Origin of the sequence: Mesorhizobium sp. M0062, from assembly GCF_040323125.1 — a bacterium.
Lineage (GTDB): Bacteria > Pseudomonadota > Alphaproteobacteria > Rhizobiales > Rhizobiaceae > Mesorhizobium.
Map to the genome: position 1 here is coordinate 292,282 of NZ_JAMYUO010000001.1, position 13,656 is coordinate 305,937.

Annotated in this window: 11 protein-coding genes; 6 read left to right on the forward strand and 5 right to left on the reverse strand. The window is 64.6% G+C overall.

The features are described 5' to 3' along the window. Window positions 1-146: 146 nt before the first annotated feature. From NKJ64_RS01355 to NKJ64_RS01370, 4 genes are all read right to left on the reverse strand, one after another. A complete protein-coding gene (locus tag NKJ64_RS01355) occupies window positions 147-986 on the reverse strand; it encodes a carbohydrate ABC transporter permease (RefSeq protein ID WP_023668842.1) in 840 nt (279 codons plus the stop codon). A 226-nt stretch (window positions 987-1,212) separates the two neighbouring features. Beyond that, complete coding sequence (locus NKJ64_RS01360; protein ID WP_023828605.1) at window positions 1,213-2,142, reverse strand: carbohydrate ABC transporter permease; 930 nt, start codon at window positions 2,140-2,142, stop codon at window positions 1,213-1,215. Window positions 2,143-2,388: 246 nt separating this feature from the next. Then, window positions 2,389-3,648 (reverse strand): ABC transporter substrate-binding protein, encoded by a 1,260-nt coding sequence (locus tag NKJ64_RS01365; protein ID WP_023668844.1) that lies wholly within the window; start codon window positions 3,646-3,648, stop codon window positions 2,389-2,391. 1 nt (window position 3,649) lies between these two features. Then, window positions 3,650-4,606, reverse strand: coding sequence for an N-acetylmuramic acid 6-phosphate etherase (locus tag NKJ64_RS01370; RefSeq protein WP_023828606.1), 957 nt, complete (start codon window positions 4,604-4,606; stop codon window positions 3,650-3,652). 199 nt (window positions 4,607-4,805) lie between these two features. On the opposite strand from NKJ64_RS01370, the gene NKJ64_RS01375 reads away from it, so the two are divergent. From NKJ64_RS01375 to NKJ64_RS01400, 6 genes are all read left to right on the forward strand, one after another. Continuing rightward, complete coding sequence (locus NKJ64_RS01375) at window positions 4,806-5,684, forward strand: glucosamine kinase nucleotide-binding domain-containing protein (RefSeq protein ID WP_352461834.1); 879 nt, start codon at window positions 4,806-4,808, stop codon at window positions 5,682-5,684. Further along, window positions 5,681-6,463 (forward strand): GntR family transcriptional regulator, encoded by a 783-nt coding sequence (locus NKJ64_RS01380; protein WP_023668847.1) that lies wholly within the window; start codon window positions 5,681-5,683, stop codon window positions 6,461-6,463. Before NKJ64_RS01375 ends, NKJ64_RS01380 begins: the two co-directional genes overlap by 4 nt. Further along, window positions 6,460-7,491, forward strand: coding sequence for an SIS domain-containing protein (locus NKJ64_RS01385; RefSeq protein ID WP_023694234.1), 1,032 nt, complete (start codon window positions 6,460-6,462; stop codon window positions 7,489-7,491). Before NKJ64_RS01380 ends, NKJ64_RS01385 begins: the two co-directional genes overlap by 4 nt. After that, window positions 7,488-8,663 (forward strand): N-acetylglucosamine-6-phosphate deacetylase, encoded by a 1,176-nt coding sequence (nagA, locus tag NKJ64_RS01390; protein ID WP_023732577.1) that lies wholly within the window; start codon window positions 7,488-7,490, stop codon window positions 8,661-8,663. Before NKJ64_RS01385 ends, nagA begins: the two co-directional genes overlap by 4 nt. A 9-nt stretch (window positions 8,664-8,672) precedes the next feature. Continuing rightward, the gene (locus NKJ64_RS01395; protein ID WP_023828607.1) at window positions 8,673-9,785 is read left to right on the forward strand and encodes an NAD(P)/FAD-dependent oxidoreductase; all 1,113 of its coding nucleotides are present in this window, start codon (window positions 8,673-8,675) and stop codon (window positions 9,783-9,785) included. A 72-nt stretch (window positions 9,786-9,857) separates the two neighbouring features. Further along, window positions 9,858-11,912 carry an ABC transporter ATP-binding protein/permease gene (locus tag NKJ64_RS01400; RefSeq protein ID WP_352461836.1) on the forward strand — a complete coding sequence of 685 codons (2,055 nt, stop codon included), beginning with the start codon at window positions 9,858-9,860 and terminating at the stop codon, window positions 11,910-11,912. 74 nt (window positions 11,913-11,986) lie between these two features. Here the strand turns inward: NKJ64_RS01400 and NKJ64_RS01405 are convergent, their stop codons facing one another. After that, window positions 11,987-13,498, reverse strand: coding sequence for a malonate--CoA ligase (locus tag NKJ64_RS01405; protein WP_031202829.1), 1,512 nt, complete (start codon window positions 13,496-13,498; stop codon window positions 11,987-11,989). Between the last annotated feature and the right edge of the window lie 158 nt (window positions 13,499-13,656).

A 13,656-nucleotide genomic window follows, 5' to 3' on the forward strand; every position in this document is an offset into this window, starting at 1 on the left:
CACCCTCACTGCCAAAGAAGCTTCTCCGAAAGTCGCCCTTTGGCGGTCGTGAATGAAGCCACGACCTTTTACCTCCCCTTGATGGGGAGGTCGGCGCGCAGCGCCGGGTGGGGTGAAGGCTCCAGCAGAGATTTGTAGGGCTCCGCTCACTTGACGGCTCCGGATGTGATGCCGCGGATCAGCTGCCGCGAGAAGATGACGTAGAGGGTCAGCACCGGCATGATCGCCAGCGAGAGTGCGGCCAGGATGGCGTTCCAGTTGGTGACGAACTGGCCGAGGAACAACTGCGCGCCGAGCGTCACCGTCTTGGTCTCTTCCGACGGCGCCAGGATCAGCGGGAACCACAGATCGTTCCAGATCGGGATCATGGTGAAGACGGCGACCGTCGCCATCGACGGCCGCACCAGCGGCAGCACCAGCCGGAAGAAGATCGTGTATTCCGACAGGCCGTCGATGCGGCCGGCATTCTTCAGATCGTCGGACACCTGCTTCATGAATTCCGACAGGATGAAGACGGCCAGCGGCAGCCCCTGCGCGGTGTAGACCAGGATCAGCGCCGTCAGCGTGTTGACCAGCCCGCTCGCCACCATCAATTGCAGGATGGCGACGGTGCCGAGCCGGATCGGGATCATGATGCCGAGCGCGAGGTAAAGCCCCATCAGCGTGTTGCCGCGGAAGCGGTATTCCGAGAGCGCGAACGCCGCCATCGCGCCGAACAGAAGCACGAAGAACAGCGAGGCGACGGTGACGACCAGGCTGTTCTGGAAATAATGGATGAAGTCGCCCTGGCCGATCACCGTGGTGTAGCCGATCAGGTCGAAGGTTTTTGGCGTCGGCGGCGTCAGCGGCTCGCTGAAGATGCCGGCGCGCGATTTGAACGAGTTCATGATGACCAGGATCACCGGAAACAGCGCGATCGCCGTGTAGGTCAACAGGATCGCGTGGGCGCCGATGGTGCGGGGCAGCGAACGGGTGGCGGTGCTCATTGGAAGGTCTCCTGACGAGCGATGACTGTTGAGGTCGGCACCAAGGCACCCCCCTCTGTCCTGCCGGACATCTCCCCCGCAAGGGGGGAGATCAGATGCCGCGACTGCTTTCGCCAATCGCCAACGTTGCAAGACGAGCGGCAAGGCCAGAGCTGCCAATCTCCCCCCTTGCGGGGGAGATGGCCGGCAGGCCAGAGGGGGGTGTTCAAGCTCGACATCTCGCCCCTCAGAACTGGTAGCGACGCAGGCGCGTCTGGACGAGGAACAGGTAGACGCAGACGCCGCCGAGGATGATCAGGAACATCATCGTGGCGATCGCCGCACCCATATTGGGATCGCCGGTCTGCAGCTGGAAGCCGAAGAAGGCGCGGTAGAGGAAAGTGCCCAGAATATCGGTCGAATAGTTCGGGCCGGCCAGCGCCCCTTGCGCGGTGTAGATCAGGTCGAAGGCGTTGAAATTGCCGACGAAGGTCAGGATCGAGATGATGCCGATCGACGGCAGGATCAGCGGCAGCTTGATCTTCCAGAACTGCGAGATGCCGGTGATGCCGTCACATTCGGCCGCCTCGATCACCTCTTCGGGGATCGACAAAAGGGCTGCATAGATCAGCATCATCGGGATGCCGACGAACTGCCACACCGAGATCAGGCTGAGCGCGGTCAGCGCATATCGCTCCTTGCCCAGCCACGGCGTGAACAGGCTTTTCAAGCCGACCAGGTCCATCAGATGCGGCGCCACGCCCCATAACGGCGACAGGATCAGTTTCCAGGCGAAGCCGACGATGACGAAGGACAGGATGGTCGGCACGAAGATCGCGGTGCGGTAGAAGGCGGCGAATCTCAGCCTCGGGCTGGACAGCAATGCCGCTAGCATGACACCGATCGGGTTCTGCACCACCATGTGGATGATGAAGAACCAGGTATTGTTCCGCAGCGCGTTCCAGAAGCCGACCGACCAGTTGGGGTCGCCGAACAACGTACGGAAATTAGTGAAACCGACGAACACCTGATGCTGATCGACATTGCGGAACAGCGACAGCTGCAGCGTGCCGGCGAGCGGCAGGATCATGATCGCCGTATAGACCAGCAGCGCCGGCGCCAGGAAGACGCCGATATGCCAGCGGAACGGTCGTTTCGGTCGTGTTTGTGCGGCCATGAGTGCGGTCCCCGCCGAGGTTTAGCAATGCCTTCGACGGCAGCGCTGCCCCCTCACCCTCACCCTTACCCTCTCCCCGTGAAGGACGGGGAGAGGGGGCGCCTGCGTTTCGGCTGATCCTTCTCCCCGTCACTATACGGGGAGAAGGTGCCGGCAGGCGGATGAGGGGCGGCGCCGTCGTTCGCAGTCGATGATGCTTTCGAAAAACGCAGGGCCGTCCACTTGGGGCCCTGTCTGTCTCTGAGCTTACTTGCCCGGCTTGTACCAGCTATCGAGGCCGTCCTGCAGCTTCTTGGCGGCAGCTTCCGGCGTGTCGGTGCCGTTGATGACGTTGGCCGATTCAACCCAGGTTTCGTTCTCGAGGTTCGGCGTGCCGCGCGACAGGATCTGGTAGGTCGAGCGGATCGTCGACTTGCACTTGTCGCGCCAGGAGACGAATTCCTGCGCCAGCGGGTCTTCCATCTTCACCGGGGTGGAATTTAGGCTGAAGAAGCCCGGCAGTGCGTTGGCGTAGATGGTGGCGAAGTCCGGCGAGGCGACCCAGGACAGGAAGGTCTTGGCCGCGTCGGCATTCTTCGACGCCGCATTCAGGCCCATGCCGATATCGGTATGGTCGGAGATGTAGCAGGTGTCGCCGGCCTTCTCGACCGGCGGCGGGAAGGCGCCCATCTTGAACTGCGCCTGGGTGTTGAACAGGCCGATCTCCCACGATCCCGCCGGGTAGATGGCGGCGCGGCCAAGCGTGAACAGGTTCTGGCTGTCCGGATAGGTCTGGGCCTCGAAGCCGTCGCCGAGATAAGGCTTCCACTTGGCCAGTTCCTCATAGGGAGCAACCCAGTCCTTGTCGGTCAGCTTCTGGTCGCCCTTGATCAACGCTGCGCGGCCCTCTTCGCCCTTCCAGTAGTTCGGACCGATGTTCTGATAGCCCATGGTCGCGGCTTCCCAGAGGTCCTTGGTGCCCATGGCCATCGGGATGTAGGTGCCGTCGGCCTTGATCTTGTCGAGCGCGGCGAAGAACTCGTCACGCGTCGTCGGCACCTTGAGGCCGAGCTTGTCGAAGGCGTCCTTGTTGTAGATGAAGCCGTGAATGACCGAGGCCATCGGCACGCAGAAGCTCGCCTTGCCGTCGTCGGTCTGCCAGGCGGCCTTGGCAACGGGCGAAAAGTTTTCCATGCCGGGCAGCGCCGACAGGTCGGCAAGGTTGCCCTTCTTGAACAGTTCGAGCGACTTGTCGAACGGGCGGCAGGTGATCAGGTCGCCAGCCGAGCCGGCGGCGAGCTTGGCGCCGAGTGCGGCGTCATACTCGGTCGGCGCCGACGGTGCGAACACCACTTTGATGCCCGGGTTCTTGGCCTCAAAAGCCGGGATCAGCTTGTCCTTCCAGATGGCAAGGTCGTCGCCGCGCCAGCTTTCGATATTGAGCGTTACGTCATCGGCGTGAGCCAACCCGGCGGTGCCGAGAATGCTGGTGCCGAGAAGCAGTGCCGTCAGTAATTTCGTTGTCATGCTAGTCTCCCTGTTGACCTTTTTCAGGTTCGGTTTTGAGAACAGGGGCCTTCGCGCCCTTGTTCCCCTCGATCGCGGAAAGGGCTGGCCGCAGCTTCTGGCCGGTCCCTTCCAGTATCTTCTCGGCCGCAACGGCGTTGGCAGCGCCGGCGGCGAGCAGAATGGCTGTCTTGACGACGCCGCCGCTCGCTTCGAGCAGCCGCACGGCGTCTTGCCGGTCGCGGCCGCTGATAGCGGCGACGATGCGAGCCGCGCGGTCGCGCAGCTTGATGTTGTCGGCGGTGAGATTGACCATGTAGCCGTCATGGACATGGCCGAGATGAATGGCGGCAAGCGTCGACAGCATGTTGAGCGCGATCTTCTGGGCAGTGCCGGCGCCCATGCGCGTCGAGCCGGCAATCACCTCCGGTGGCGTCTCGAGCAGGATGGCGACGTCGGCCAGCCTGAGCAGGGGCGTGTCCTTGTTGTTGGCAATGGCGATGGTTGCCGCGCCCCGGCTGCGCGCATCCTTCAGCGCCTGCACCGCATAGGGCGTCGAGCCGCTGGCCGAAATCGTGATCAGGCAGTCGCCCTTGCCGATGCCGGCGCCGGCAATTGCCGTCGAGGCTTCGTCGGTGTCGTCTTCCGGTCCGCCGGCCAGGGTCTTGAAAGCGTCGTCGCCACCGGCGATGAGGATGGCGATGCGTTCGCGCTTGATGCCGAAGGTGCCGGGCAACTCCAGCGCGTCGGCCAGCGCCATCAGGCCGGAGCTGCCGGCCGCAGCATAGGCGAGCTTGCCGCCGCCGTTCAGCCGCCCGGCGATGATTTCGGCTGCGGCGGCGATGGCGGGAATGGCGTCGCGCACAGCCTTGGCGGCCTCGATCTGCGCATTGACCAAAGAAGAAAGGATGGCGTCCGGGGCCTGGATGTCCAGTCCCTCGGCATTGCTGTGAAGCGCTTCGGTGCGCGGTTCGGCCATCCCTGTCCCTCCGATGGAAGAACAATACCAAAAAAATACCACTTGTCCACACGCATTAACGAAATTGCGAACTGGAAAGCGTTGAGCCGGCAAAATTCCCGGGTTTTTCAACCTGATACGCCTTAATCTTTTTGAAACGGAAATTAATCCCTTGGCTATTGGTATTTTATTGGTATTATCCGCCCGGAGGAGACATCGCGTGAAGTTCGTGCTCGGTATCGACGGCGGCGGCACCAGCTGCAGGGCAGCCCTTGCGACAGGTAATGGCGTTGTCATTGGCCGCGCCAAAAGCGGCGCCGCCAACATCCGCACCGATCTCACCGGCGCTCGCACCCACATCGTCGAGGCTGCTCGTCAGGCCTTCATCGCCGCCGGGCAAGATCCGGACCTGATCCCGCAGACACCAGCCATTCTCGGCCTTGCCGGAGCCAATGTCGGCACCTACCGCCAGCAGCTTGAAGCAATCCTGCCGTTCAGCATCAGCCGCGTCGAGACGGACGCCGAGATCGCGCTCGAAGGGGCAGTCGGCTCTGGTGACGGCGCCATGGCCATCCTCGGCACCGGCACCGCCTATATGGCGCGCAAGGGCGGCACGTCGCGCGCCATCGGCGGCTGGGGCTTTCAGGTCGGTGATCAAGGCAGCGGCGCCCGGATCGGCCGCGACCTGCTGGAGCAGACGCTGCTCGCCCATGACGGCGTCCGGCCGCGCTCAGCCCTGACCGACAGCATGATGGCCATTTTCCGCAACAATCCCGAAGACGTGGTCGAGTTCACCACCAATGCCAAGCCCGGCGATTTCGGCGGCTTCGCGCCCAAGGTTTTCGAGCATGCCGAGAAGGGCGACAGCGTCGCCAACTGGATCGTGGACAAGTCGGTTGCTGATGTCGAGGCGTCGCTCCACGCGCTCGACCTCTCTGATGACGCCCCGCTCTGCCTGCTCGGCGGGCTGGCGCCGCTCTATGGGCCGCGCCTTTCCCAGCGCTACCAGGCGCTGCTGAAAGCGCCGCTCGACGATGCGCTGGGCGGCGCCGTGCAGATGGCGGCCCGCATCTTCGTCAAAGCGGAGGCGACGCGATGAGCGATGCCGCCGACCAGATCTTCGCCACGCTGAGGCAGTCGTCGCAGAGCGGCGCCCCGCTCTACCTGCAGCTCAGGAAAAGCATCGAGGACGCCGTCAATCGCGGCCTGATCGGGCCGGGCGATGCGCTGCCTTCCGAGCGCGACATCGCCACCAAGGCCGACATTTCGCGCGTCACCGTCCGCAAGGCGGTGCAGGACCTAGTCAAGGGCGGCATCCTCGTGCAGCGCCACGGCTCCGGCACCTTCGTGGCGCCGCGCATGGAGCGCGTCGAGCAGTCGCTGTCCAGGCTCACTTCATTCACCGAGGACATGGCAAGGCGCGGCATGGCGGTGCGTTCAGCCTGGCTCGACCGCGACCTCTACCCGCCCTCGCCCGACGAGATGATGGTGCTCGGCCTGTCCTCGAACGAGCTGGTGGCGCGCGTGGCGCGCCTGCGCATCGCAAACGACACGCCGCTGGCCATCGAGCGCGCCTCGTTGTCGGCCAGCGTGCTGCCGGATCCGGCCGGGATAGGCTCGTCACTCTATGCGGCGCTGCAACTGACCGGCAACCGGCCGGTGCGGGCGGTGCAGCGCATTTCCGCCGCCAATCTCGGCGACGCCGATGCGCGTCTGCTCGAAGTGCCATCCGGCATTGCCGGCCTGCACATCGAACGCATTTCCTATCTCGCGAGCGGCAAGGTGATCGAGTTCACCCGCTCCATCTACCGCGGCGACGCCTATGATTTCGTCGCCGAACTGCGCCTGACAGGGCCGAGCGAAGAGGGCCGACCATGATCCCCAAGACCACCCATATGCGGCGCGAGATCGACGAAATTCCGCAAGCCGTCGCGCGTCTGCTCGATGGCTCGGCGGCGGTGCTGACCGAGGCCGGACGCGGCATTCGCGAGCGCGATCCGAGCTTCGTCGTTACCGTCGCGCGCGGTTCGTCCGACCATGCCGCCACCTTCATGAAATATGCCGTCGAACTGACCGCCGGCCTGGCCGTGGCATCGGTCGGTCCGTCGATCGCCTCGATCTACGGCGCCAAGCTCAAGCTCGCCGGTTCCGCTTGCCTCGCCATCTCGCAATCCGGCAAGAGCCCTGACATCGTCACCATGGCCGAGACGGCACGGGCCGGCGGTGCGCTCACCGTCGCCATCACCAACACCGCCGATTCGCCGCTGGCGCGGGCTTCGGATTTTGCCATCGACATTCTGGCCGGCCCCGAGCGCAGCGTCGCGGCGACCAAGACATTCGTCAATTCGGCGGTCGCCGGCCTGGCGCTGATGGCGCATTGCACCGGCGACGACAGACTGCTGGCCGCCCTTGCCCGCCTGCCCGAGCATTTCAGCAAGGCGATCGCCTGCGACTGGATGGCGCTGGCCGGCGCATTGGAGACGCCGCAATCGCTGTTCATCCTCGGCCGTGGCCCGTCGGCAGCGATGGCCGACGAGGCGGCGCTGAAATTCAAGGAGACCTGCGGCATGCATGCCGAGGCCTACAGTGCAGCCGAAGTCATGCACGGCCCGCTGGCGCTGGTCGGGCCAGGCTTCCCGGTGCTGGCGCTCGCCGCCCGCGATGCCTCCGAGCCGTCCGTGGCAGAGGCTGCCGACAACCTTGCCGGCAAGGGTGCAGCAGTTTTTGTAACCTCGGACAAAGCCAAGAGCGCGGCGCGGCTGCCGCATGTCGCCACCGGTCATCCCTTGACCGACCCGCTGACGCTGATCGTCTCCTTCTACGGCTTCGTCGAAGCCTTCGCCCGCCATCGCGGCCTCGATCCGGACGTACCGCGCAATCTGCGCAAGGTGACGGAAACCGTATGAGCGACCGTTTTGCCCTGACTGGCGCCCGAATTTTCGATGGCGACGACTGGCATGATAACGCCGCCCTTGTCGTGCACGGCGATGTGGTCGAAGGCATTCATCCCGTCGGCGCCATTCCGTCGGGCGTTGCCCGCATCGACGCCGGGGGCGGCATGCTGGTGCCGGGTTTTGTCGACCTGCAGGTCAATGGCGGCGGCGGCGTCATGCTCAACGACCATCCCGATGTCGCCTCGCTGGCAACAATCTGCCGGGCGCATGCGCCGTTCGGCACGACCGCACTGCTGCCGACGCTAATCACAGATACGCCTGACATCACCGGCGCGGCCATTGCCGCCGGCACCGAGGCGGCACGGCAAAAACTGCCGGGGTTTCTCGGCCTGCATCTCGAGGGACCGCATCTCTCGGTCGCCCGCAAGGGCGCGCATGACCCGGCTCTGATCCGGCCGATGACGGATGCGGATGAAGCGGCGCTGGTCGCGGCACGCAAAAACCTGCCGGTGCTGCTGACGACGATCGCGCCCGAATCCGTCGAGCCCGCCCGTGTTGCGGCTTTGGCCAAGGCCGGCATCGTCGTCAGCCTCGGCCATTCCGATACCGGCTATGCCACGGCCAGAGCCTTTGCCGACGCGGGCGCCAGCGTGGTCACACATCTGTTCAACGCCATGAGCCAGATCGGCAACCGTGAGCCGGGGCTGGCGGGTGCGGCCATCGACATAGGCAGTCTGTCGGCCGGGATCATTGCCGACGGCATCCATGTCGATCCCGCCACCATGGCAATCGCGCTGCGCGCCAAGCAGGGGCCGGGCAGGATCGTGCTGGTCACCGACGCCATGGCGACGATCGGCACCGACATGACGTCGTTCACCCTTAACGGCCGCATCATCTATCGCAAGGATGGCAGTCTGCGGCTGGCCGACGGCACGCTGGCCGGCGCCGATCTCGATATGATCTCGGCCGTCCGCTACATGCACAGGATCGTCGGGCTGGACCTGTCGGAAGCGTTGCGCATGGCCTCGCTCTATCCGGCGCAGGCGGTCGGCCAGGCCCACCGGCTCGGCCGCTTCGCCAATGGCACGGCTGCCGATATCGTCGCTCTGTCGGACGCCCTCGACGTCAACGGCGTCTGGATCGGCGGCGACAAGGTTTTTGCAGGCGCGGACAGTCCGCGCTAAAGTCCACCCATGCATGATGTCGACTGCGTTGTCGCCGGAGCCGGTGTTGTCGGCCTCGCCATTGCCCGCGCGCTGGCGCTGTCGGGCCGCGAGGTGCTGGTGGTCGAGAAGGCCGCAGCCATCGGCACGGGCACCAGTTCGCGCAATTCGGAAGTCATCCATGCCGGGCTTCATTATACGCCGGGCAGCCTGAAGGCCCGTCTCTGCGTCAACGGCCGCGAGCGTCTCTATGCCTATTGCCGCGAGCACGACGTCGCCCATCATCGCACCGGCAAACTGATCGTTGCCGTCGAACCCGACCAGTTGGACAAACTGCAGGCGATCCAGATCAACGCGGCGCAATGCGGAGTCGGTGACCTCAAGCTTTTGACGCGCGCAGAGGCCGAAAGCCTGGAACCGGCGCTGAGCTGCGCCGGCGCGCTGCTGTCGCCGTCAACCGGCATCGTCGACAGCCAGGCGCTGATGCTGTCATTGCGTGGAGACGCGGAAGCGGCCGGCGCATCTTTCGCCTTGCTCACCGTTGTCTCAGGCGCGAGCATCGAAGCCGACGGCATCCGGATCGACACGCGCGACGCCGATGGCGAGGGTTTCACCTTGAAGACCGGCGCCTTCATCAACGCCGCCGGCCTCGACGCGCAGGCGCTCGCCGGCCGCATCGAAGGCCTCCCGCAAGACCGTGTTCCGCCGCTGTGGCTGGCGCGCGGCAATTATTTCGCGCTTTCCGGCCGCTCGCCCTTTTCGCGGCTGATCTATCCGGTGCCGGTCCATGGCGGCCTCGGCGTGCATCTGACCCTCGACATGTCGGGGAGCGCGCGCTTTGGCCCGGATGTCGAATGGATCGATCGCGTCGACTATACCGTCGATCCCGCACGAGGCGCTGCCTTCTACGACGAAATCAGGCGCTACTGGTCCGGCCTGGCGGACGGCGCCCTGCAACCGGCCTATGCCGGCGTCAGGCCGAAACTGTCCGGTCCGGGCCAGCCGGCCGCCGACTTCGTCATCCAGGGACCGGCTGACCACGGGGGCGGTCAGATCGTCAATCTGTTCGGCATCGAGAGCCCTGGCCTTACCGCCAGCCTCGCCATGGCAGAGCATGTCGTTGGGCTTTTATATCCGCAATGACGGACGTTTCCTGAAACGTCGGGCAGGCGCATACCATGAAACCTTTTGATATGGAGGTCGTTGTCGGGGCATATGTCCGAGGCAAAACCCAAATCGGAACCGACCGACGGTGTCGGAGCGCGCGATGCCACGAAGTCGCGCCGGGAAAAGCCGTCACGGCAAACGCGCGGAGATGGACCGCGCGAGGACACGCCGCGCGAGAAAAAAGCATCGACAGTGGAAGCCGCCTCCGAGCCCGTTGGCGAGGCTGCGCCGCCGCCGGATGCCGTCGAACCCGATCCCAAGCTGACGCCTGAGCAGGCCGAGCAGGCGCGCAAGAAATATCTGCTGCGGCGTTTCTGGATCAGCGGGCGCGGCTATTGGGGGAGGCATGGCGACAAGCTCGCCTGGCCTTTGACGATCGGAGTGCTGCTGCTGATCTGCATCAACATCGGTTTCCAGTATGGCATCAATGTCTGGAACCGCTCGATGTTCGATGCCCTCGAGCAGCGCAACGCCCGCACGGTCTATCTCCTCAGCGCCGTATTCGTGCCGCTGGTGATCTGCAGCGGCAGCCTTGTCGTCGCGCAGGTCTACCTGCGCATGACGATCCAGCGCCGCTGGCGTTCCTGGCTGACCACCGGGGTGGTCGCGCGCTGGCTGGCAAACGGCCGCTACTACCAGCTGAACCTCGTGGGCGGCGACCACCAGAACCCCGAGGCCCGCATGACCGAGGACCTGCGCATCGCCACCGAGTCGCCGGTCGATTTCACCGCCGGCGTCCTCAACGCGTTCCTGTCGGCCTCGACCTTTATCGTCGTGCTGTGGACCATCGGCGGCGCGCTCACCCTGCCGATCGGCGGCGAGAGCATCACCATTCCCGGCTTTCTGGTCATCACCGCGATCATCTATGCCGCCATCACCTCGACCTCGATGGTGGTCATCGGCCGCGATTTCGTCCAGCTCTCCGAGCGGAAGAACCAGGCGGAGGCCGAACTGCGTTACACGCTGACGCGCGTGCGCGAAAACGGCGAGAGCATCGCCTTGCTGGGAGGCGAGGACGAGGAGCGCAGCGGCATCGACAGAAATTTCGGCCATGTGCTGAGGCAATGGGCTCTGCTGACCGGACAGCACATGCGCACGGCGGCGGTGTCGCAGGGATCGAGCCTGTTTGCGCCGGTCGTGCCGATCCTTTTGTGCGCGCCAAAATTCCTCGAAGGCTCGATGACGCTTGGCGAGGTGATGCAGGCGGCGTCTGCCTTTGGCATCGTGCAAGGCGCGTTCGGCTGGCTGGTCGACAACTATCCGCGCCTCGCCGACTGGAACGCCTCCGCGCGGCGCATTGCCTCGCTGATGATGTCGCTCGACGGGCTCGAGCGCGCCGAGCAGAGCGATGCGCTCGGACGCATCAACCGGGGCGAAGCGGAAGACGGCGCCATCCTCAGCCTCGACAATCTTTCCGTGACACTCGACGACGGCACCTCCGTGGTCAAGGAAACCGAGGTCGTGATCGAGCCGGGCGAGCGGGTGCTGGTTTCAGGCGAATCCGGTTCAGGCAAGTCGACGCTGGTGCGGGCCGTCGCGGGCCTGTGGCCATGGGGCGGCGGCAGCGTCAATTTCCACACCGACAGGCGCCTGTTCATGCTGCCGCAACGCCCCTACATCCCTTCCGGAACGCTTCGCCGCGCGGTCGCCTATCCCGCGGCGGCGGACAAGTGGACCATCAAGCAAATCAAGGCTGCCCTCGACAAGGTGGGGCTTGGCTATCTCACCGGCAGGATCAAGGAAGAGGCGCCATGGGACCAGACGCTGTCGGGCGGCGAAAAGCAACGCCTCGCCTTCGCGCGCCTGCTGCTGCATCGCCCCGATATCGTGGTGCTGGATGAAGCGACTTCGGCGCTCGACGAGAAGAGCCAGGACACGATGATGTTGACGGTGATCCGCGAACTGCCTGACGTCACCATCATCAGCGTGGCGCATCGTGCGGAGCTCGAAGCCTTCCACAGCCGCAAGATCACCCTGGAGCGGCGGGAGGGCGGCGCCAAGCTCGTCAGCGACGTCGACCTCATCCCGCGCAAGCGCAAACGCAGCCTGCTGAACCGCGCTTTTTGGGGTTCCAGCACTCGGGTGAAAAAGCCGCGCAGGTAAAAGGCGCCACTGCCGAACCGCGAACAGAGATGTCCAGGCGAAGCGCTTGGGCAAAGACATTAGCCGGCTATGGATTAGCCGTAGAGACCCTTGTAGGTCTCGCGCAGCAGGTTCTTCTGCACCTTGCCCATCGTGTTGCGCGGCAGCTCGTCGACGAAGATCACCTGCTTCGGATGCTTGTATTTGGCCAGCTGGTCGGCAATGGCGCCAACGATCTCGGCCCCGGTGATCTGCGATGCCGGCGCCCGCACCACGACAGCGGTGACGCCTTCGCCGAAATCGGGATGGGCAATTCCGATGACGGCACTTTCCAAGACGCCGGCAACCGCGTCGATCTCGCTCTCGATCTCCTTGGGATAGATGTTGTAGCCGCCGGAGATAATGAGATCCTTGCCGCGGCCGACGATGTGGACGTAGCCGTCCGCGTCGATGATGCCGAGGTCGCCGGTGATGAAGAAGCCGTCCTTGCGAAACTCCGCCTTGGTTTTTTCCGGCATGCGCCAATAGCCGGAAAAGACATTCGGACCTTTGACCTCGATCATGCCGACTTCACCCTGGCCAAGCGCATCGCCGCTGTCAGGGTCGGCGATGCGCAGCGAAACGCCGGGCAGCGGGAAGCCGACCGTGCCGGCCCGACGCTCGCCCTCATAGGGGTTCGACGTGTTCATGTTGGTCTCGGTCATGCCGTAGCGCTCGAGAATGGCGTGGCCGGTGCGCTCGCGCCAGGCCTTGTGCGTTTCGGCGAGCAGCGGCGCCGAGCCGGAAACGAACAGGCGGATGTTCTTCGCCGCCTGGGCATCCAGCCCGTCCTGCTGCAGGAGCCTGGTATAGAAGGTCGGCACCCCCATCAGCACTGTCGCGCGGGGCAAGAGCGAGACGATGCGGCCGGCGTCGAATTTCCGCTCGAACAGCATCGAGGCGCCGGCCATCAGGGTGACGTTGGTGGCGACGAACAAGCCGTGCGTATGGAAGATCGGCAACGCGTGGATCAGCACGTCATCCCCGGTGAAACGCCATTGCTCGACCAGCACGCGCGCATTGGAGGCCAGGTTTTCATGGCTGAGCATGGCGCCCTTGGAGCGTCCGGTGGTGCCGGATGTGTAAAGGATTGCGGCCAGATCGTCCGGCCCGCGCGCCACGGCGTCGAAATCCGTGGGCTGTTGTGCCGCCAGTGCGGTCAGCGAGCCCTCACCATTGCTGCCAAGCGTGACGGTGGCAGCACCCGACGCCTGCGCCAGGGGCGCGATAGCGCCGGCGCGGGCCGGGTCGCAGACGACCAGCCGCGGCTCGGCATCCCCGAAGAAATAGCCGAGTTCGGCCAGCGTGTAGGCGGTGTTGAGCGGCAGGAAGACCGCGCCGGCGCGCAGGCAGGCGAGGTAAAGGAAAATGCATTCGGGGCTTTTTTCGACCTGCACGGCAACGCGGTCGCCCGGCTCGACGCCGAAATGCCTCAGCGCATGTGCCAGCTGTGCCGATTGCGCCAGCATGTCACCATAGGCGATTGCGCGTCCGTCATCGGTCGCCATCAGGATGCGCTCGGAGGCTGAAATCCGGCTGCGGAACGCGTCGAACAGGTGATTGGTCATGCGCCTTCCCTAGAGCATGATGCCGAAAAGTGTGAAGCGGTTTTCGGAGGACATAATGCTCTACCCTTTGATTTAGAGCCGGATGGCCTTGGAACAAAGGAAACGATTTCGCCTCCGTCCGGCAAAAACGTGAAATCGGGTTTGCCGCCGATCAGATG